Here is a 21,223-nt window from a genome sequence, read left to right on the forward strand (position 1 = left end):
TAGCTAATAAGCATTCGATACGATTTGCTCGAATAATTCTTGTTTACCACTAATGGGTTGAGGTTCTCCGTTTGCACGAGCGATTTGGCTTAATTCTTCAAGAGACAATTCTCCTTTTTCGAATTTGGCACCATTTCCGCTGTCAAATGATCCGTAACGCTGAGCGCGTAGTTTTTTGTAATTGGTGTTTTGTAGTATATGATCAGCACAAATAAGTCCGCGGGCAAAAATGTCCATTCCTGCTATGTGTGCAATAAACTTGTCCTCTAAATCGATTGAATTTCTTCGCACTTTAGCATCAAAATTGATTCCGCCTCCACGAATTCCGCCACCTTCTAAGATGACCAACATAGCTTGTGTAATCTCATAAATATCAACTGGAAATTGATCGGTATCCCAACCATTTTGATAATCTCCTCGATTGGCATCAATACTTCCTAACATTCCTGCATCTACCGCAACTTGTAATTCGTGTTCAAAAGAGTGTCCCGCAAGCGTAGCGTGATTAACTTCAAGATTTAGTTTAAAATCATCTTGCAAACCGTATTTGTTTAAGAAACCTAAAGAAGTAGCTGCATCAAAATCATATTGATGTTTCATTGGTTCCATAGGTTTTGGTTCGATTAAGAAAGTACCTTTGAAACCTTGTTTACGCGCATAGTCTTTACAAAGGTTCAAAAACTGTCCCATGTGGTCTAGTTCACGCTTCATATTGGTATTCAAAAGACTTATGTATCCTTCGCGTCCTCCCCAAAAAACATAATTCTCACCTCCTAAAGCAATAGTAGCATCGATAGCTATTTTGGCTTGACCCGCAGCATAAGCCACCACGTCAAAATTAGGATTGGTAGAAGCACCGTTCATATAACGAGGATTGCTAAATAAGTTTGAAGTTCCCCACAACAATTTAATTCCAGATTCTTGTTGTTTTTGTTTAGCATAGTCCACCATAGTATGAATGCGCTTTTCAAATGCAGCCAATGTAGGTGCTTCATCTACCACATCTACATCATGAAAACAGTAAAAAGGCATTCCTAATTTGCTCATAAATTCAAAAGCAGCGTCCATTTTATCTTGGGCTTTCAAAATCGCATCTTCATTTTTATTCCAAGAGAATTTCTCTGTCGAACTACCAAAAGGATCTCCTCCAGTATTGCATAGTGTGTGCCAATAGGCCATAGAAAAACGCAAATGTTCTTTTAACGTTTTTCCTGCCACTACTCTATTTTCATCATACCATTTAAAAGCAAGAGGATTATCACTTTCTCTGCCTTCAAAGCGGATGGTATCCATATTTTTAAAATAAGCTTGTTGTGTTGTATTCATTATATTTCGGTATTAATATTATTTTTCCATTCTTGATAAATCTCTTGGTATTGGTCGGATGCGCTTTTGGATGGTTCTGTTCGTTCCAAACATTGCAACCCTTCAAAGGCTTGTTCCAGAGAGTCATAAAAGCCAAAGCCATAAGCGGCGCCACGAGCAGCACCCTCTGCCCCCGAAGTATTGTATAATTCTAAAGTAGTTTGTGTGGTATTGACAAAAATTTCTCTAAACACCGGACTCAAAAACAAGTTGGCTTTTCCAGCACGAACCACATCTCCTGAAGCACCTACAGCTTTCATTACATCAAAACCATAGTTCATCGCAAAGACAATTCCTTCGCAAGCTGAACGAACAAGATCGCTGGGTTGATGGATGTTGAAATTGAGATTTTGAATACCCGAAGTCGCCTTTTTGTTATTAAAGATGCGCTCCACACCGTTACCAAAAGGATAAAAACGTAAGCCTTCGCTACCTGCTTTTACTTTGGCTGCCTCGGCATTTAATCGTTCATAGGCTATGAGTGTGTCACGATCTACCGACATTACTTTGCGCAACCATTGGTACAAAATTCCTGACCCATTGATACAAAGCATTACTCCATTATTTTTTTGGGCTTCGGTATTATTTACATGCAAAAAAGTATTGATGCGGTTTTCTTTGTCATAAATATCTTGATTGCTTACTGCATAAACTACCGCCGATGTTCCCGCTGTGGTAGCAACTTCACCTGGTCGAAGTACATTCAACGACAAAGCATTGTTAGGTTGATCTCCTGCTCGATACGTAATTTTTGCTGTTGGATTCAATCCTAATTCTGAGGCAACGCTTGGATCTATTGTAGCTTGGTGGCCAAAATTGGGAACAATTTCCGGAATGAGTGCATCAGGAAGTCCCATGGCTTGAAGTACTTCTGTAGCCAATCTACCTTTAGAGAAATTCCACAAAGCCGCTTCAGACAAACCCGAAGTACTTATTTGTGCTTTCCCTGATAATTTTGCAGCTATAAAATCGCCAGGTAGCATCATATAGACTGCTTTTTCAAAAACTTCTGGTTGATGCGTTTGTACCCATTTCAACTTTGAAGCCGTAAAATTGCCTGGACTTCCTAAAATTTGTTGCTGGCAAAAGTCGTGTCCCATTTCATCATAAATGGAATTTCCAATAGCTGCCGCGCGACTGTCGCACCAAATAATAGAAGAACGAACTGGATTCAACGCTGCATCCGTCAGTACCAATCCATGCATTTGGTACGCGATACCAATTCCTTCTATTTTTTTTAAATCAATGCCTTGTTGACTCGACAATAACTGAATGCCATTTTTTACATACTGCCACCACAGATTAGGGTCTTGCTCGGCCCAACCAAATTGCGGTGCGTGAATATCCATTTCAAATTCTGGGACACTTACTGCCGCAATGGCTTTTCCTTTTTCGGCATCCACTACCGAAAGTTTTATCGAAGAGCTTCCCAAATCTATTCCTAAAAAGTACATATGCTTCTTTTTTTTCGATGATAAATCATCCTTTTTTAATCTTTTGGTCAAATCAACCTTAAGCTTATGGTTAATTTGACTACAAGTATAATTCAAATTTTGATATTAACAAAATTTTACAAGTTGTTTTTTTTGAATTAGATAATTTAAAGCATTAAAAAATAGACATATAACAAAACAAGAACTGAAAACCCTTGAAAAACCTGAAAAAAAACCACTACATATTTAATTCAGAAATCGTTTTCTTGATTGGACCCAAAGCAGTATAAATCATCTATTACTTACATTTTATAGAGAAAACCGCATATTCTATTTTGTATTCATTACTAAATAATTACGCGTTCCCATCAGATTACATTTTTATTTATTTATTTTGTAAAAAAATCTACAAGAAATGGTAAGAGAAGAAGCATTAGCCAAAACAGAACACGCCGCTATGAATGCCATTACCATTGACTGTGTTATCTTTGGTTTTGACAATGGTATACTCGAAGTACTTTTAGTTGAACACGCTGAGGGGATTAGTAAAGGAAAATGGGCGTTGCCTGGAGGGTGGATAAAAAAGAAAGAGAGCATTGATGACGCGGCTCACCGTTTGCTAGCCGATCTCACAGGACTGGATAATATTTACCTAGAACAGCTAAAAGCGTTTGGAGAACCCAATCGTTTTCCATTAAGAAGGGTTATCACCATTGGCTATTATGCCTTAATCAAAAAAGAAGATTACAACATTAAAGCCGGTTTTACAGCATCGGACGCTAAATGGTACCGAATTAATGAAATCCCCAATTTAATTTACGACCACAACGAGATTCTAAACTATAGCTTAACTCATTTACGCAACCGAGTACGACAAGCTCCAATAGGTTTCAACCTCCTCCCCGAAAAATTTACCTTGCTCCAACTTATGCATCTTTACGAAGAAATTCTTGGGATAGAAATGGATAAATCCAACTTTAGACGTAAAATATTGCATATGAAATTGCTTGTGGCATTAGACGAAAAGCAACAAGATGTATCGCATAGAGCAGCAAAATTGTACAAATTTGATCCAGCTATTTATGACAAATTAACCAAAAAAGGATTCAATTTTGAGTTCTAAATCATAATCCAAATACATACATTTATACTCAATACCATTGTCTTTTGATAAAACAACGGTATTGAGTATTTTTATATCGCTCTAATCCTATCTATTAACCAAACCAACCACAATGGCAAAAGTAAACGGATCAAAAATGCCAGCCTTAAGAAAAAAGGCTTTTGAAAAACTCAACATCAACCCCAACAAAAGAGTTATTTTATGCCTAGATGGTGGCGGGATGAGAGGAATTTTAACCCTTCAACTGCTCAAAAAATTAGAAGAAACCGCTGGGATTCCTTGTTTTGAATTGTTTGATATGGTTTCAGGAACTTCTACTGGAGGCATCATCGCGGGACTCATAGCTTCTGGCTATACCGCAGCAGCGATAGAAGAGAAATACAGTACACTAATCGAAGAAGTATTTGACAAAAAACCTTTGGGAGACCGTTTTGTAAATCCGCCAAAATACCTAAAAGGCAATTACCGAAAGTTACTTTTCGAAGAAATTCAAAACACTACCCTAGCCGAAAGTTGTGCCAAAACCGATATTGATTTGATGATTACGGCGCACGATATGACTGCTTCTGAAGAGACTTTTTTTAGTTGTTTCAAACAAAAAGACGGTAGTTTTTATGGCACCTACAAGGACGTATTACTCCGTGCCGTACTCGAAGCCACGATGAGTGCTCCTACTTATTTCAATCCACTTGAACGTTTTGTAGATGGTGGAACGACTACCTACAACAATCCTGTTCTTGCTGGATTTATGGAAGCCATTTCCTATAGCTTTCCCAAAGGCAAGGAAGAAGATTCTGCTTATGATATCACCAAATTATGCATTTTCAGTTTTGGTACCGGAATCTCCAGACAATTTGTACAACCCGACGCTACTCTCAAAATTAAAGGTTTGGATATTAAATTTTGGTTGGAATGGCTGATGACACAAATGGGTCAAGATTCTAGCGCTATGCAAGTAAACACCTTGCGCTCTCCAATAATCAATAAAATTATCGATTTTCGACGATTCCAAATTTCATTAGACCCTCTCTCTATCAAAAAAATACCGAATACCGACGGATTAGACCCCAAAAAATATCCTTCAAAATGGTTGCACGATGTAGATTATTCCATCTTGAACTCAATTGATATGGCCGATATTAATCGTTTTGATTTGATGCAAGTCATTGGTCAACAAATGGCCGAATATATTATCCAGAAAGGCGGTGCTTTTCAGAAAGATTTGGTCGACAGCAACAACAACGACGCTTTGGTGACTACGTTTGGCGACATCGAAAGGATTCAAAAACAAATGAGCGACCCCAATTGGTTGGATAATTTTCACGCCTAAAAGGAGTGGTTGTAACTTATCAACAGCCACAAAAATTAACTATCGTTAGCTACTTACTGCAGTTCGAATGCTGTAAATTTGTGCTATGTATGCTTTAGTCGATTGTAATAATTTCTATGCTTCTTGTGAACGTGTTTTTCAACCGAAATTCAACGGAAAACCGGTTGCGATATTATCCAATAACGATGGTTGTGTGATTTCTAGAAGTAATGAAGCCAAAGCGGTTGGGATTCCGATGGGCGCACCTGCCTTTCAAATCAAAGACTTGATAAAAGAGAAAGAAGTTGCTGTTTTTTCTTCCAATTATCCTTTGTACGGTGATTTGAGTAATCGAGTAATGAATATCTTGAATCAGTTCACACCGAATATTGAAATCTACAGTATAGACGAAGCCTTCCTAAATTTTGATGGCCTTTCGATTGAGGACTACCACAGTTACGGACTTCAAATGAAAACCCGAGTGCAAAAATGGGTGGGAATTCCGGTTTGCATTGGCTTTGCCGAAACCAAAGCGCTCTCTAAAGTTGCTAATAAAATTGCTAAAAAATTTCAAGATCGCACCCAAGGCGTCTATGTTATTGACTCCGAAGAAAAACGCATCAAAGCCCTAAAATGGACCAAAATTGAAGACGTTTGGGGCATTGGGTATCGCACCACCAAAAAAGCCAAACTGCGCAACATACAAACAGCACTAGATTTTATACAACCCCAACACGAAGCTTGGATTAAGAAAGAAATGGGCGTTATTGGCCTTAGATTAAAACAAGAATTAGAAGGCAAATCAGTATTAGATTTAGAACCTGTTGTGCTTCAAAAAAAGAGCATTGCTACCACAAGAAGCTTTCCAAAACAAATCGCGGAATTTGATTTACTTAGAGAACGCATCGCAACTTTTGCCGCAGTTTGTACCGAAAAATTACGCAAACAACATTCCTGTTGCCATACCATTATCGTGATGTTGGTCATTGACAAACATTCGGTTACTAGCTCAAAATACTATTTCAATAAAGCCATAACATTACCTTATGCAAGCAATTCGACACTAACCATTTCCAACGCCGCCATCGCTTTACTGAAAGAATTGCTCCAAGGCAACGAAGGCATTAGGTTCAAAAAAGCAGGGGTAATTGTCACCGAAATGATTGACGAAAACAAAAAACAACTGCATTTATTCGAAGAAGAAAACCCAAAACATTTGGCTCTGATGCAAACCATCGACCAACTGAATCGTAAAATTGGAATGACCAAAGTCAAATTGGCTACCCAAAATCTGAGTCTGACTTGGAACATGAATCAAAATCATTTGTCACCAAAATACACCACAAAGTTTAAAGAAATACTCGAAATACAATGTCTGTAAACAAAGAACAAAAGCTCACTTTCTTCCGTCCAGACTTCGAAAGTGAACTTCGAATACCGTATATCAATGAGGGCGTTTCGGCAGGATTTCCTTCGCCGGCAGCAGATTTTATGGAAACCAATATTGATTTGAACAAAGAATTGAGCGAAAATCCATTGGCTACATTTTACATAAAAGTCAAAGGCAACTCTATGATTGATGCCGGTATCAATGACAAAGATGTATTGGTCGTTGACCGAAGTTTGGAACCCAAAAACAATAAAATTGCGATTTGTTGTATTGATGGTGAATTTACCGTTAAACGCATTCAGGTCGAGAAGGATTGTATGTATTTGCTGCCCGAAAATCCCAGCTATAAACCCATTTTAGTTACTGAAGAAAACCAATTGATCATTTGGGGTATGGTAACTTATGTGATTAAAAAAGTATAGGCTACAAACCCATTTTAAAAATTACAATGTAATGCTGTTACCAAATAAAAAAGGTGAAACCGTACATATGGCTTCACCTTTTTTAAACTAACTAATGTTTACCTCTACCAGAAAATAGAATACAGCGCCACTAATAAACCAACAATTATAAGCGTACCAACTGCAAAACTATTGGAGACTTTAAACATTTTGGTATCAACTTCTAAACCTTTAGCCACGACACCTCGTTTTTCATCCCACAAACTAATTACTACCATCAGCAAAACGCATATTACAAATACAAATCCCATTCTATCTAGAAAAGGAATTTCAAATGCCATAGTTTTGTCTTTTTGTTCCACTAAAGTTGCAAATCCGTATTGGGATAGAAATTCCAAATTCATCAATTGAGGTAAAAACTTAAAAATCACTGACAATACAAAGCCACCAATTGTGGCAAATAAAGCTGCATTAGAACTTGTTTTTTTCCAAAAGAAACCTAAGATAAACATGGCAAAAATACCCGGACTCACAAAACCAGTGTATTCTTGAATGAACTCGAAACCTCCTTTTTTATCAATACCTAAAAAGGGAGCAATTAATGCGGCTACAAGCATCGCTACTACAACCGTGATTTTCCCAACACGAACCAATTGCTTTTCAGAAGCCTCCGTGTTTATTTTTTTCTTAAAAATATCTAAGGTAAAAATGGTAGAAATACTATTTACTTTTCCTGCTAATGATGCTACCACAGCAGCAGTCAAAGCCGCAAAAGACAATCCCTTAAGACCTACAGGCAATAAATTCAACAATACAGGATATGATTTGTCTGGATTCAAAATACCGTCAGCATCTAACATCTCCGTTTGTAATCCGCCTTTCATGTGAATAACATAAGCTGCTATACCAGGAAGTACTACAATAATAGGCATTAATAATTTCAAGAAACCTGCAAATAAAATTCCGCTTCGAGCCGTTTTCAAATCTGCCCCCAAAGCACGTTGGGTGATATATTGATTACAACCCCAATAATTCAAATTTACAATCCACATTCCTCCCAAAAGGACAGTTAGACCTGGCAAACTTGGATAATTTGCATTACTACGGTCCAAAATCATATGAAAATGATCTCCAGATTGATCGAACATATAATTGAAACCTTCGACCATACCAGTTTGTCCATTGAGTTCTGCAACTTTATTCAAAGCTAAATAAGTAGTTACTAATCCTCCAAAAATCAAAAAAACTACTTGAATTACATCGGTGTACCCAATAACTTTCATTCCTCCTAAAGCAATAACGATTGCGAAAAAAGCCAAACCATACATACACAAATCCAATTGAATACCTGAGATTCCATTAATAGCCAAAGCTCCTAGATATAAAATGGAAGTTAAATTCACAATTACATACAACAACAACCAAAAAACAGCCATAATCATGGCCACATTACCATTATAACGTTGACTCAAAAATTGAGGCATCGTATAAATTTTATTCTTGAGATACACAGGAATAAAGAAAACTGCAACAATAATCAAGGTCAAAGCAGCCATCCATTCATAGGTAGCGATAGCCAAACCCATTTTGAATCCATTACCAGACATAGCAATAAATTGTTCCGAAGAAATATTAGAAGCAATTAAAGAAGTACCTATTGCCCACCATGTAAGAGAGCCTTCTGCTAAAAAATAATCGTGTGATGCTGATACTGACTGAACCTGCTTACGTCTATAAACATAGTAACCGTAGCCAGCAACAATCAAAAAATAAATTAAAAAAACGAGGTAGTCATAAATTTGTAATGTGTTCATTGGTTCATAATTATTTGGTTATTACTTTTTTTATTGTGGTATTCCGTTGGACTTATTTTCTAATCTTTTGTTCCCATTTCCAAGCGCTTTCGATGGCTTCTTCTAGGGTTGCTGCTGTTTTCCATCCTAGTATTTTATTGGCTTTTTCGGTATTGGCATAGGCTTCGGTGACATCGCCTTCTCGTCGTGGTACGATGGTATACGGTAGCTTTTGTTCGCTCACTTTTTCAAAAGCTGTAATCACTTCGAGTACAGAACTTCCTTTGCCTGTTCCTAAATTGAAGACCTCTAATGCCGTTTCATTTTTCTTATCCAACAAACGTTGCAAAGCCACTACATGCGCCTTGGCCAAATCTACAACGTGGATGTAATCTCGCACACAAGTCCCATCAACCGTAGGATAATCATTGCCATAGACGGATAACTCTTTGCGCAAGCCCATTCCGGTTTGTGTAATAAAAGGGACTAAATTTTGAGGAACACCAATAGGTAATTCCCCAATTTCAGCAGAAGGATGCGCTCCAATTGGGTTAAAATAACGCAGCAAAATAGCATTGAGCCCACTTACTTTGGTTACATCGGAAATGATTTCTTCCCCTATTTGTTTGGTATTCCCATAAGGAGACATCGCAGCTTGAATCGGCGTAGTTTCTGCAATAGGCATCACTTCGGCTTGACCATAAACCGTGCAAGAAGAACTAAAAATAAAATGAGCTTCTGGCTTTTTTTGCAATTCTTGCAAAAGATAAACCAAAGAAGCAATGTTGTTCTCGTAATACAATAAAGGATTTTGAACACTCTCGCCCACCGCCTTGGAGGCAGCGAAATGAATCACTCCTGTAACCTCAGTATATTTGGCAAAAAAAGCTTGCACGGCTGCTTTTTCTCTTAAATCAATCTGTTCAAAAATAGGCTGTTTTCCAGTGATTCTTTCAATTCCACCCAAAACATCAATAGACGAATTCGATAAATTATCAATCACGATTACCTCATAGCCTTCATTTTGTAGTTCAACCACCGTATGCGAACCTATAAATCCTAAACCTCCTGTGACAACTATTTGCATCTTATTTGTTTTTATAATGAACTACTGATAATCCTCTCAAGACCTCAGCACTTTTCTCTGGAGTAATATCACGCTGTGACTCCCCCATCATTTCGTAACCTACCATAAATTTCTTTACCGAAGCTGAGCGCAACAAAGGCGGATAAAAATGCATATGAAAATGCCATTCTGGATGTTCTTGACCATCTGTAGGTGCCTGATGAATCCCCGAAGAATAAGGAAATGAGGTTTCAAAAAGGTTATCGTATTTGGTGGTTAATTGTTTTAAAATAATAGCAAAATCTGTAACCTCCGCTGCACTAAAGTCTGTGATTTTAGACACGTTTCGTTTGCTTACAATCATGGTTTCATAAGGCCAAATTGCCCAAAAAGGCACCAAAGCTACAAAATGCTCATTCTCGATAACGATGCGCTCTTGCACTTTCAATTCTTCTTGAACATAATCTTGCAATAAGGTTCGGCCTTGTCGTTCGTAATACTGTTTCAAGCTATTATGCGTTTTTTCGACCTGCGTAGGTAAAGACGATTGTGCCCAAATTTGACCGTGCGGATGCGGATTACTACAGCCCATCACACTGCCTTTGTTTTCAAAAATTTGAACGTGGTTAATGTAATCTATAGCGCCCAAAGTGGTGTATTCTTTTTGCCAAGTCGCTACAATATTTTCTATATTCTCGACCTCCATTTGAGGTAAGGTCAAATCGTGTCTTGGTGAAAAACAAACCACTCTAGAAATGCCTCGTTCTGGTTTTGCCTTAAAAAAAGTAGGCGTATTGTTTTCTTCAAAAGCAATAGGTTCTTGTTTTAGCGCAGCAAAATCATTCTCGAAAACATAACAAGAATCATAAGCAGGATTCACTTCACCATTGGCACGTACATTCCCTGGACATAAGTAACATTCAGGGTCGTACTCTGGCAATTGGGTACCTGAGATGCTTTCTTTTTGACCTTGCCAAGGTCTTTTGGAACGGTGAGGAGAAACCAAAACCCATTCGTTGATTAAGGGATTAAAACGTCTATGTGGGTCTTCGTTGATATCAAAATTTTTCATGCTATTCATTTTATGTTTGTTACCGCAAGGGTCGCAATGTGTATTAAACAGATAAGTCATTTAAGCTTATGACGCTTTTATTTTTGGATTTAAAAGGTCATAAAAGTTTTTAAATTATTCGTGCATTCGTGGCTACCATTTACCCTACAGGTTCATACAATGATGTACCGTTTCCGATTTTAACATCGTAGATTTTCAACTCAATGTTCCATTTTTCTTGGTACAATTGAGCGAATTTTTGTTTAACCGCTTCTTCTTTTCCTTTTTTAATCAAAGTAATGGTGCAACCGCCAAAACCACCGCCCATCAATCGGGAACCTATTACGGCATCATCGGCTAAGGCCAATTCGACCAAATAATCCAACTCAGGACAGCTTACTTCGTATTCTCTAGACAAGCCATCGTGTGTTTCAAAAAGTAATTGTCCCAAAAGTTCAATATTTCCAGCATCCAAAGCTTCGCAGGCTTTAGACACGCGAGCAATTTCTTTTACGACATAATGCACACGTGTAAAAACAACAGCATCCATTTTGTCTTTCAAAGTCAACAATTGCGCTTCGGTACAATTTCTGAAACTATTGATTTCAGGAAAATTAGCTTTTATAATCGCCAAACCTTCCTCGCATTCTTCTCTTCTTTTGTTGTATGCCGACGTAAACAAGGAATGCTTCACATTGCTATCAAACAACACCAAAGCATAGTCTTTAAAATCAGCATTGTGGTACTCAAATTCCAAGGTATTGCAATCCAATTTAATGACCTTATTTTCTAGTCCGTGCACACTAGCAAATTGGTCCATAATACCACAATTGATTCCCACCCAATGTTCTGCCTTTTGGCTCATCAAAGCGCGATTTTGTTGGCTAATGTCTAGATTGAAAAGTGATTGCATTCCGAAAAGAAAACCACATTCTAAAGCAGCCGAAGACGACAATCCAGAACCTACTGGAATGTTGCTGCTAAATACGCAATTAACTCCACTAAAATCAAAACCATTGTCTTGAAGCTGTTTCAAAACTCCTAAAATGTAATTATGCCAAACGGTTGAGCTGAGTTGAATCTCTTTCGACAAATCGATTTCGAATTCTTGATTCAAATCGATAGCCACGATTCGAGAAGTAGTCGTATTACTTTTTTCGAAAGCAAAGCAAATAATCTTATCTATAGCAGCAGGCAATACATAGCCATCGTTATAATCTACATGTTCCCCAATGATGTTAATTCTTCCTGGAGAAAGTACTATTTTTTCGGGTGCATTACCAAATGCATCCTGAAAAAAAGCCGTCGTTTTTTGTAGTAATGAATCATTCATTATTTTGAATATTATCCTCACTCCCAGCCCCTCTCTAAAGGAAAGGGGAGTTTGTTCGGTTTAATTTATATTTACTCTTTGTGTTTTTATTTCTCAGTTACCAGGTTCAGTTTACCACTCTTCAGCCCATCACCGGTTACTTCCAATTTGATATCGCCTGCGGTAGTTTTCGATTTCACAAGTACTACCAATTTTCCGCTAAACAACTTCATCGTGTCTTTATGGAACATTTCGAGTGAAGTCGCATCTCCATTACAAGCGGCGCGATATGTACCCGCTCCAGACACTTTAAATTTCAACTGGTTCGTTGCTGTTGGACAAGGAACTCCATTTTTATCCACTACAGAAACCGTCACAAACGAAATATCCTCGCCATCGGCTGTGATGGTTTTTCGATCTGCATCCAAAACAATTTGGTACGGTTGACCAGCGGTTCGGACTTCCTTCTCTTCAGCCACTTTGCCATTGTCATCATAAGCTACGACTTTTACCGTTCCTGGTTCATATTTTACATCCATCCACATCAAGCGGTAACGGTTTTGCGGAGTATTTTTGTTTTTAGTTTGTACGCCCATACTTTTACCATTGATAAAAAGTTCAGCACTGTTATAACTGGTGTACACAAAAACGGGAGTTGTTTGGCCTTCGCGACCTTCCCAGTTCCAATGAGGTAAAATGTGTAGCGTAGTTGCCTTGGTGTTCCAACGGCTTCGGTACAAATAATAACGGTCTTTCGGTAAGCCTGCTAAATCGTTAATTCCGAAATAAGAACTACGAGACGGCCAGCTTTCGTCATAAGGTGTCGGTTCGCCCAAATAATCAAAACCTGTCCAAACGAATTCACCAATTACCCAAGGTTTATCATCCTGAAGTACAAAATCTTCATCGGGAACATTGGACCAACTACAGGCTTCTAAATCATAGGATGAAGATTGTAAATCTGGATATTGCTTCATTTTTTCTTGCACGACAGGAAATTTATAAATCCCTCTAGAGCTCACGGTTGATGCCGTTTCGGAACCCAAAATGAATCCTTGCGGGAATTTTTTGAATGCCTCATCATACAAATGCACGCGATAATTCAATCCTGGAATATCCAACAAAGCTCCAAAACCAGATTCCATAGTCGCTTTCACTTGATCCATTCCTACGGTTACAGGACGTGTTGGATCTTCTCTATGAAAAATCTCCTGCAACCATTTGGCTCGTTTTACCCCTGCTTCTCCCCACTGATCTGGAACTTCATTTCCTGAACTCCACATCACAATAGAAGGATGATTTCGTGTGGCTTGCACCAAATTCACAATGTCTTTTTCAGCATACTCGTCAAAAAAGCGATGGTAACCGTTTTCTACTTTTGGTAAAACCCATTCATCGAAACTCTCTGCCAAAAACAAAAAGCCCATTTCGTCTGCCAACTCCAATTGTTCGAAAGAAGGCATATTGTGCGAACTGCGAATGGCATTGCATCCCATATCTTTTAAAATGGTCAACTGTCTACGCAAAGCCGCTTTGTTAACGGCAGCACCAAGAGGTCCCAAATCGTGATGCAAACAAACCCCTTTGAATTTGGTCACCTTACCATTAAGACTAAATCCTTTATTGGCTTCATATTTAATTTCTCGGATTCCAAATCGGGTGGCCACCTCATCTTTTAGTGCATTGCCAACATACAATTGAGAAACTGCTTTGTACAAATAAGGTGTTTCTGGACTCCACAATTTTGGATTCTCTACTTTTAAATTTTGGTCAAACTCTTTTCCGAAGCGCAAAGAAGACTCCTCTACACTTACTTTTTGACCTTCTGCATCAAAAATAGTGGTCACCAAACGTGTATTTTCACCAGAGGCTTTGGTCTTAATATTCACTTTGGCCACGGCTTCACTAATAAAAGGTGTCGTTATAAATTGCCCCCATTGGTCAATGCTTTCCTTGTTCTTAATGATAACACTAACTTTTCGGTACAAACCCGCTCCAGGATACCAACGGGAAGCAAATTCTTTATTCGTTAATTTTACGGCTACAGTATTAGCGCCTTCTTGAATGAATTGAGAAACATCAAAATAAAAATAACTATAGCCATACGCCCATTCTCCTACTTTTTTTCCATTCAAATACACTTGAGGTTCACTCATAGCACCTTCAAAAAGTAGTAGGATTTTTTTTCCTTTGGCATCTTTAGGCAAAGTAAAAGTATTGCGATACCAAGCAGTGCCAATATGTGGTAAAGCTCCTGTTCTTCCCGTTTTTTCGGTAGCTACATTTTCTCCATTTTGAACGATGGCAACATTTTGTATGTCTACTTTTTTATCAAAAGGACCATAAATTGCCCAATCGTGCGGAACAGTAACCGATTCCCATTTCGAGTCGTTGAAGTTCGTTTTGAAAGCGTCTTCAACATTTCCTTTTTGAAATTTCCAATGGGTATCCAATACCTTTACCACTCGGGCTTGAGAAAAAGCTATGGTGGTGAAGGCTATAAAAACCAACAAAAAAGAGGGTATTTTTTTCATTTATAAACCTGTATAATTATTTACTATCTAATCAATTCATAAACATTTAAGTCATTTAAGCGAAAGTTATTTAGCTTGCCCAATACTGTTCAAAAGGGAATATAAGTTAAAACCATTCTCATTAAGGCTAACAGTAGTTACTTAAACGAACTGATATTTTCACTTATAATAAAATCAAAAACTTATATGACTTATATGTTGTAACATTTTTAGTCCAATTCATTATTCTTTAAAAGCATCCAATGCTGGCGAAGGTTTTCCATCTGGTTGCCAAGCACTTAAAGCATAACCACTCCAAGATTTGGCTCCTTGCGGCTCCCAATACAAAACGCCCAAGCCTTTATGATTAGGAACAGCTTTTACGGCTTTGATTGTTGCAGCTAGAAGTTCTTTGGTGTTTTGTACTTGTTCATCAACACCGCCAACTTCGACCACCATTACTTCTTTCTGATAACGTGAAGCCATATCGTTTAGGTTGTTTTGTAAATCGGCTATGGTTTCTGAATAGTCTTTCTTAATCCAAAACGGATAGTAAGACAGACCAATAACATCATACTTTACTTGATGCTCGGTAGCTTTATCAAAAAACCAACGGAATTTTTCGTTGTTGTTTCCTTCGTCTACGTGCACAATTACTTTGATTTTGGCATTCACAGCTTTGGTCGCTTCGTATCCTTTATTCAACAATTGAGCCAGTTGCGCCCAATTGTTGGTGCTCCCATCAGGCCAAAGCATTCCGCCTGGAATTTCATTCCCCACCTGAACCCATTCCGGAGTAACGCCTGCTTTTTTTAAAGCGGTCAACACATCAAATGTATGTTCATAAACTTTTTTCTGTAACGCATCGAATGATAAATTGGCCCAAGCAGCAGGTTTGGCTTGTTTGGCGGGATCGGCCCAAGTATCGCTATAATGAAAATCGATCATAATGCGCATTTTGGCTTTTTGAGCACGCAAAGCCATAGCTACTGTTTCTTCCTTACTGCAATGACCGCTTGCTTTGTCTTGGCTTGGATTGACAAATACTCGCAAACGAATGGTATTCATTCCGCGTTCTTTTAGCAATTGCAAACAATCTTTTTCCTTTCCGTCGGTATCATAAAAACGATAGCCAGTGGCTTCCATTTGAGGCAACCAACTCACGTCGGCTCCTTTGGCGAAAGCCAATTTATTTTTCTTTTGTGCCAAAGCGACAGTGGTACTACTTATAAAAAGAAGCAGTAACACTATTCTTTGAAAAACGCTAACTGTAGTATTCATAACTAATTGGTAAATGCTTGCAAAACGGGCAATGCTTTATTTGAAAAATCATAGAATGCTTGGTTTTCGAAGGTAGATCCATTGGTAGCTTGGTTGCCTTTGAAAGAAACCCATTCGCCTCCCCAATACGCAAAACCTTGTCCGTAAGTAGATGATTTTACTAAATCTTTAATCGTCAAAACAAAGTTTTTTTGGCCTTCTGCAGTGGCTGGATAACCGGAAACCAATTGTGAATCTAAGCCCACAATATTATTCGTCCAATCATTGAATCCTAAAGTAAATGGATAAGCAGTTTCTGCTATCACCACTTTTTTAGAAAAGTTTTTTCCTAAGGCATCGATAGTGGTTTTTACCGTAGTCAAATCTTTCCCGTGCCAAATAGGATAATACGACAAACCGATATAATCATAATCAACACTTTTTACTTTAGTAAAAAACCAATTAGTATCTGTAGCCGAAACGCCTGCATAGTGAATCATAATTTTGGTACTTGGCGCTTTGCTTCGAATGGTAGTACTCATTGTTTTTAACAAATCTATACATTGTGCTTCTTGATTGATTAAATGTCCTTGAGGCCAAAGCAATCCGGTATTGATTTCGTTCCCGATTTGAATAATATCTGGATTAATTTCGGTCAAAATAGTTGTGGTGTATGAAGCTACCGCAGCTTTTAAATCAGTAAACGATAAGTTTTTCCAAGCAGCTGGAGTGGTTTGAACCGCAGGATCTGCCCAATCGTCAGAATAGTGAACCGTTAACCAAACTTTTAAACCTGCTTTTTTTACTCGCTGTGCTAGAGTTTTTACTTCAGTCAACCCAGAATGTCCATTGGCAGGGTCTTTCCACAAACGAATTCGGATGGTATTACAACCAGCAGTTTTTAATGTAGTCAACATGTCTTCGGTTTTTCCGTTGTTGGTAAAAACGACACCTGCCGCTTCTATTTCTGGTAAAAAAGAAATATCAGCCGCTTTGATAAAATCACTTGTTACTACAGGTGGCGTAACGGTTCCGCCATCGCTTTTTTCGCTATCGCTAGAGCATGCCGTTTGCAACAAAATACTTAGAAGAATAACTATGGTTAAGAAGGTTTTTTTCATATTTTTAAAATTTATTTTTTATAGGTCAAATATGTTATCGCCTTTATTTATAGGTGTTTGTTTGCAACAAACCTGTTTTTAATGGCGATTTCATAATTAGATAATTAAATTGATTTGGATTGGAATTTATAGATGGTTTTATGATAATAATTTTCTCCTTTTTTTAAGACAGCCGAAGGAAAATGATTGTGATTGGGTGCATCTGGAAAATTTTGTGTTTCAAAACAAATACCACTTAACGGATGGTAGTTCGCACCTTCTTTCCCAGGAATGGTATCAAAACAATTACCTCCCACATACACATGCACCCCAGGTTGATTGGTATAAACCGATAATTGCAAGTTGTTTTTGGAACTGTAAAGCGAAGCCGCCATTTCTTCTTGACTTCCTAAAACGAAAGTGTCATCAATAGATGTTGGACAGTTTTTAGCTTCCAAAAAATCGAAGGCACTTTCGGCTACATCCAAAACCCTACCAGTTGGTATATTTTGATGATTTTTCTCTATTACTCTTCCGGCATTGACGAATAATTCTTGTTGTGTTACCTCATGTTGATGACCATCCAGATTAAAATAACTATGATGCGTCAAATTCAATACAGTATCCTCTGTGGTAGTTGCGTTGTACTCCACTAACAATTCATTCGACTCTGTCAAACTATAAGTAACTGTTACGGCCAACTCACCAGGGAAATTTTCTTCCCCAGAAGGACTCGTATACGACAAGGTAACTGCTGAGTTGATACCCTTCTTTGTGTTCTCAATTTTCCAGTTCTTTTGATGAAAACCAGAGGCTCCACCATGCAGCAAATGCTCACCATGATTGGGATTTAACTTAATGGCTTTGCCGTTTAAGTCAAAGCTACTACCCTTAATTCTTCCGGCATATCGACCAATTATTGCTCCAAAATAAGGAGGACTTGGCAACTCAAAGGACTGGATATAATCCTCTAAGGTTTCGAATCCCAAAACTACATCTACTTTTTTGTGATTTGCCAAAGGTATTTTTACAGATGTTACTGTAGCCCCATAACTTATCACATGGACTTGCATGCCGTTTTTATTGGTTAATAGAACCGCTTGGACTTCCTCACCGTTAGGCAAAATACCATATGATTTGTTGATGGAGAGTGTCATAATTTGAGAAATTTATTTTATTTGGGCTTATTTTTTATCAAATGTGAAATTCAAATGTATACAAAAAAACAACTAAAACATACCAGTACCTACCAGTTTTTTAAACTTCCGAAAAACAGTTAGAATAATAAAAATCAACCTACTAAAATTGCTCTATTAAGCAACTTAAAAAATTAAAACGGCTGTAAAAAAACAACCCCCGATAGCAAAAACTACCGAGGATTGAAAAGTATAAAAAACCAAAATTTATTACTGTGCTACAATGAACGTGTAACGCCCATCTAAATCATTGAACCAAATATCGTATTTACCTGCTGTTACGATAATATCACCTCCATTATCTCCCCAATTCACATCCCAACTGTTATTGGCTCTGAATTTCATCTTACCATCAGTAAGCGTTTGAGTAATCTTCCACATATGGGCATCAAAAGTAGATTGTACCATTGGCACACTCACATCCCATCCGCTAGGCAAAGCATCTCCAACTAATCCAACCGTTGCATAGGTAGTCATAGGCCCAGTGTAAGGCGTCAAAGTATAGGTTAATGATTCCAAATTCAATTCAAAATAATAGTATCCTGCTTTATCTGTAGGAAAAACGGCTGGGTCTGGTGCGCTATCATTCGCTCTGTATTTTACTTTGCCTCCATCAACACCATACATAGGAGCCCAGAAACCTAATTGCTCAATTAATTTGAATCCGCCAGCATTGAAGTATCCTGTGTAGTAAAACTTAGCGTTGTCTTTTGTGTCTCTAAAAATAGGCATATTCCCTTTATTCACATCCCAACCCGCGATTGTCGCAGGACCTACTTGATACAAATCCACTTTAGGAAAAACGCCTCTGTAAGGTGTTACTACAATACTTATTGCATTAGAATATTTAGGTTGAGAGCCAGTAGTACCTACAGTAGATTTGATACGAATATCAATAGTTCCCTCTACCTCTGGAATTAATCCAAAATCCAACGCTTTGGTGTTTAGCTCCGACACTTTAATAGTAGCAAAAGAATTTGATGTTGCATTGATTTCGACTGGTGCAGCAAAATCAGTTCCGCTTTTGGCAAACTCCACCGTATAGGTTACGATAGTTGGCGTGCCATAAGATACTTTTTCCCAAGTTAAAGTAAGTGCCGTATTATCTGGTGTGGCTTTGTTCAAAATTACTTTCGAACCCGCATCTGGAGTAATAATAGCAAAATCAGCTTCTTGTGGTTCAAGAATCATCAAATCAGTTTCGTTATCACAGGACCAAAATCCTAAAATAGCTACAAAAGCAACTAATAGTTTATATGTATTTTTCATTTCTTTAGTGTAAAGTGGTTATTTTTTTAGTATCCAAGGTTTTGAGTTAGGTTGCTATTTGATCCCAAAGAACCCGCAGGAATTGGAAACAAATCCATAAAAGCCGGAATAGAAACTCCAGTAGAAGCATTGCCTTTCCAAGCCCAATTGTAAGAACCGCCAGAGAATTTCCCAAAACGGATTAAGTCTTGTCTGCGGTGTGCTTCCCAGTGTAATTCTCGAGCTCTTTCGTCTAAAACAAAATCAAGAGTCAAATCAGCAGGGACAATATTACCAACTGTGGTATTGTTATTGGCTCTTCTTCTAAGTGCATTCGCATAGTCTAATGCTTTGGTAATATCTCCTCCAGCTCCTCCGCGCAAAGTAGCTTCAGCATACATCAGGTATACATCGGCCAAACGGAATAATGGAAAATCAGTATCGGCAAAAGTTGAACTTGTTCCATTTTGTCCCGTAGATGTTTTGTTAGAAAATTTAGACAAAATGTACCCTTGAGTTTTAACTCCAATATCTGCAATATCAATCGTTCTTTGTTTAGAAGCACTTCCAGCTACGCCAGTTCCTATTGTTTTACGAGTATCTTGGTTGAATTTGGTACCATCAAATTTTTGAGCAAATTCTTTTCTAATTCTCAAGGCTCCACTCCATCCACCAATACCAAAATCAGCTCCATTATTTTCCCATACACCAATTTGTCCATTGGTCAATACTGTAGTGGCTCCCCAGTTTTGAGTTTTGGCACCATCAGATTGAATGGTGAAAATCATTTCAGGCGAAGTATGATTATCAGCTTTGAAATTGTCCAAATAATTCGTTTTCAAAGAATAACCCGCTGCAATAAGATCATTACACATCGTAATACAATCGCCGTAACGCTTAGTTTTGGTATACACTTCTGCGTTCAAGTAAATTTTAGCTAAAATCATTTTTGCCATTCCTTGATCAACGCGTCCGTATTCATTGGTTCTTGCGGCTTTCAAGTTAGGAAGCGCGGCTTTTAATTCTGTTTCCACAAAATCAAACAATTGTTGTCTTGTAAACTCAGGTCCTTTGAAGTTGATAGGATCAGCTTCTGTATACATAGCTGCTTTCCCAAACAAATCCATCATATTATAGTAGGCATACGCACGCAAAACCTTCACTTCATTTCGGTACAATTCGATTGCTGCCAAATCTTCGGCATTAGTAATGTTGCGTGATTTCAATTTTTCAGGAGTACTTTGGCGCAAAAATTCATTAGCATAAGCCACAGAAGCCATAGTTCGTGAGTACATTCCCAAAAGAATTGGATTGGCTGGTGTCCAAATATTGCGTTGCAACTCGGCTGTTCCACCGTCATTTTCATAACTCCACACTAACTCATCGGTAGTAAGCTCTTGTAAATACAACAAACATCTACTAAACTGACTTGTTCCTGCATCTACTCCTTCAAGCGAAGAAGCATCTGGGCCCCAAGTACTCGTAAGCGATAAATTTCCGTATACACCTGCCAAGGCATTTTTGTATCCAGCTGCATCTTTATAGACAGCATCCGAAGCCAATACATCGTCATCTTCTGACACTACATTCAAATCATCGGTACACGATTGAAACAAAGTAGCCAAAGCTAAAAAGGATATAATTATATATTTCTTCATCGTTT

General features: G+C 38.0%; 16 protein-coding genes. 4 read left to right on the forward strand and 12 right to left on the reverse strand.

Annotated elements, in window-relative coordinates; genetic code table 11:
* Positions 1-3: 3 nt before the first annotated feature.
* Both xylA and FLAVO9AF_RS11110 read right to left on the reverse strand, forming a co-directional pair.
* Positions 4-1,326 (reverse strand): xylose isomerase, encoded by a 1,323-nt coding sequence (gene xylA, locus FLAVO9AF_RS11105; protein ID WP_159688464.1) that lies wholly within the window; start codon positions 1,324-1,326, stop codon positions 4-6.
* On the reverse strand, positions 1,326-2,819 hold the full coding sequence (locus tag FLAVO9AF_RS11110; RefSeq protein ID WP_159688467.1) for a xylulokinase: 1,494 nt from the start codon (positions 2,817-2,819) through the stop codon (positions 1,326-1,328). The genes xylA and FLAVO9AF_RS11110 overlap by 1 nt, the downstream gene beginning before the upstream one ends.
* Before the next feature lie 394 nt (positions 2,820-3,213).
* Between FLAVO9AF_RS11110 and FLAVO9AF_RS11115 the strand changes: the two genes are divergently transcribed.
* The 4 genes from FLAVO9AF_RS11115 to FLAVO9AF_RS11130 all read left to right on the forward strand — a co-directional run bounded on the left by FLAVO9AF_RS11115 (position 3,214) and on the right by FLAVO9AF_RS11130 (position 7,042).
* Positions 3,214-3,921: an NUDIX domain-containing protein gene (locus tag FLAVO9AF_RS11115; protein WP_159688472.1), complete on the forward strand. Its 708-nt coding sequence runs from the start codon at positions 3,214-3,216 to the stop codon at positions 3,919-3,921.
* 112 nt (positions 3,922-4,033) lie between these two features.
* Positions 4,034-5,251 (forward strand): patatin-like phospholipase family protein, encoded by a 1,218-nt coding sequence (locus FLAVO9AF_RS11120; protein WP_159688475.1) that lies wholly within the window; start codon positions 4,034-4,036, stop codon positions 5,249-5,251.
* An 85-nt stretch (positions 5,252-5,336) separates the two neighbouring features.
* A complete protein-coding gene (locus FLAVO9AF_RS11125; RefSeq protein ID WP_159688478.1) occupies positions 5,337-6,611 on the forward strand; it encodes a Y-family DNA polymerase in 1,275 nt (424 codons plus the stop codon).
* Complete coding sequence (locus FLAVO9AF_RS11130; RefSeq protein WP_064715334.1) at positions 6,602-7,042, forward strand: LexA family transcriptional regulator; 441 nt, start codon at positions 6,602-6,604, stop codon at positions 7,040-7,042. Before FLAVO9AF_RS11125 ends, FLAVO9AF_RS11130 begins: the two co-directional genes overlap by 10 nt.
* 104 nt (positions 7,043-7,146) lie before the next feature.
* Here FLAVO9AF_RS11130 and FLAVO9AF_RS11135 read toward each other — a convergent pair whose 3' ends face one another.
* The 10 genes from FLAVO9AF_RS11135 to FLAVO9AF_RS11180 all read right to left on the reverse strand — a co-directional run bounded on the left by FLAVO9AF_RS11135 (position 7,147) and on the right by FLAVO9AF_RS11180 (position 21,218).
* Positions 7,147-8,835, reverse strand: a complete 1,689-nt coding sequence (locus FLAVO9AF_RS11135; RefSeq protein ID WP_159688482.1) for a sodium/sugar symporter — start codon at positions 8,833-8,835, stop codon at positions 7,147-7,149.
* A gap of 52 nt (positions 8,836-8,887) precedes the next feature.
* Complete coding sequence (gene galE / locus FLAVO9AF_RS11140) at positions 8,888-9,901, reverse strand: UDP-glucose 4-epimerase GalE (protein ID WP_159688486.1); 1,014 nt, start codon at positions 9,899-9,901, stop codon at positions 8,888-8,890.
* Position 9,902: 1 nt separating this feature from the next.
* Positions 9,903-10,952, reverse strand: a complete 1,050-nt coding sequence (locus FLAVO9AF_RS11145) for a UDP-glucose--hexose-1-phosphate uridylyltransferase (protein WP_159688493.1) — start codon at positions 10,950-10,952, stop codon at positions 9,903-9,905.
* 139 nt (positions 10,953-11,091) lie between these two features.
* A complete protein-coding gene (gene galK / locus FLAVO9AF_RS11150) occupies positions 11,092-12,264 on the reverse strand; it encodes a galactokinase (RefSeq protein ID WP_159688498.1) in 1,173 nt (390 codons plus the stop codon).
* An 86-nt stretch (positions 12,265-12,350) separates the two neighbouring features.
* Positions 12,351-14,777: a DUF4982 domain-containing protein gene (locus FLAVO9AF_RS11155; RefSeq protein WP_159688503.1), complete on the reverse strand. Its 2,427-nt coding sequence runs from the start codon at positions 14,775-14,777 to the stop codon at positions 12,351-12,353.
* A gap of 222 nt (positions 14,778-14,999) precedes the next feature.
* A complete protein-coding gene (locus FLAVO9AF_RS11160) occupies positions 15,000-16,037 on the reverse strand; it encodes a glycosyl hydrolase 53 family protein (protein WP_159688506.1) in 1,038 nt (345 codons plus the stop codon).
* A gap of 2 nt (positions 16,038-16,039) precedes the next feature.
* Positions 16,040-17,137, reverse strand: coding sequence for a glycosyl hydrolase 53 family protein (locus tag FLAVO9AF_RS11165; protein ID WP_159688509.1), 1,098 nt, complete (start codon positions 17,135-17,137; stop codon positions 16,040-16,042).
* 104 nt (positions 17,138-17,241) lie between these two features.
* Complete coding sequence (locus FLAVO9AF_RS11170) at positions 17,242-18,273, reverse strand: aldose epimerase family protein (protein WP_159688512.1); 1,032 nt, start codon at positions 18,271-18,273, stop codon at positions 17,242-17,244.
* A gap of 249 nt (positions 18,274-18,522) precedes the next feature.
* On the reverse strand, positions 18,523-19,581 hold the full coding sequence (locus FLAVO9AF_RS11175; RefSeq protein WP_159688515.1) for a SusE domain-containing protein: 1,059 nt from the start codon (positions 19,579-19,581) through the stop codon (positions 18,523-18,525).
* A gap of 26 nt (positions 19,582-19,607) precedes the next feature.
* Positions 19,608-21,218, reverse strand: coding sequence for a RagB/SusD family nutrient uptake outer membrane protein (locus FLAVO9AF_RS11180; protein ID WP_159688518.1), 1,611 nt, complete (start codon positions 21,216-21,218; stop codon positions 19,608-19,610).
* Positions 21,219-21,223: the final 5 nt, after the last annotated feature.

The sequence above is a fragment of the Flavobacterium sp. 9R genome (genome assembly GCF_902506345.1).
In the GTDB taxonomy this organism is placed as follows: Bacteria; Bacteroidota; Bacteroidia; order Flavobacteriales; family Flavobacteriaceae; genus Flavobacterium.

Coding starts and splice junctions, on each gene's coding strand:
- xylA (WP_159688464.1), bottom strand. CDS start 1,326: ATGAATACAACACAACAAGCTTATTTTAAAAATATGGATACCATCCGC.
- FLAVO9AF_RS11110 (WP_159688467.1), bottom strand. CDS start 2,819: ATGTACTTTTTAGGAATAGATTTGGGAAGCTCTTCGATAAAACTTTCG.
- FLAVO9AF_RS11115 (WP_159688472.1), top strand. CDS start 3,214: ATGGTAAGAGAAGAAGCATTAGCCAAAACAGAACACGCCGCTATGAAT.
- FLAVO9AF_RS11120 (WP_159688475.1), top strand. CDS start 4,034: ATGGCAAAAGTAAACGGATCAAAAATGCCAGCCTTAAGAAAAAAGGCT.
- FLAVO9AF_RS11125 (WP_159688478.1), top strand. CDS start 5,337: ATGTATGCTTTAGTCGATTGTAATAATTTCTATGCTTCTTGTGAACGT.
- FLAVO9AF_RS11130 (WP_064715334.1), top strand. CDS start 6,602: ATGTCTGTAAACAAAGAACAAAAGCTCACTTTCTTCCGTCCAGACTTC.
- FLAVO9AF_RS11135 (WP_159688482.1), bottom strand. CDS start 8,835: ATGAACACATTACAAATTTATGACTACCTCGTTTTTTTAATTTATTTT.
- galE (WP_159688486.1), bottom strand. CDS start 9,901: ATGCAAATAGTTGTCACAGGAGGTTTAGGATTTATAGGTTCGCATACG.
- FLAVO9AF_RS11145 (WP_159688493.1), bottom strand. CDS start 10,952: ATGAAAAATTTTGATATCAACGAAGACCCACATAGACGTTTTAATCCC.
- galK (WP_159688498.1), bottom strand. CDS start 12,264: ATGAATGATTCATTACTACAAAAAACGACGGCTTTTTTTCAGGATGCA.
- FLAVO9AF_RS11155 (WP_159688503.1), bottom strand. CDS start 14,777: ATGAAAAAAATACCCTCTTTTTTGTTGGTTTTTATAGCCTTCACCACC.
- FLAVO9AF_RS11160 (WP_159688506.1), bottom strand. CDS start 16,037: ATGAATACTACAGTTAGCGTTTTTCAAAGAATAGTGTTACTGCTTCTT.
- FLAVO9AF_RS11165 (WP_159688509.1), bottom strand. CDS start 17,137: ATGAAAAAAACCTTCTTAACCATAGTTATTCTTCTAAGTATTTTGTTG.
- FLAVO9AF_RS11170 (WP_159688512.1), bottom strand. CDS start 18,273: ATGACACTCTCCATCAACAAATCATATGGTATTTTGCCTAACGGTGAG.
- FLAVO9AF_RS11175 (WP_159688515.1), bottom strand. CDS start 19,581: ATGAAAAATACATATAAACTATTAGTTGCTTTTGTAGCTATTTTAGGA.
- FLAVO9AF_RS11180 (WP_159688518.1), bottom strand. CDS start 21,218: ATGAAGAAATATATAATTATATCCTTTTTAGCTTTGGCTACTTTGTTT.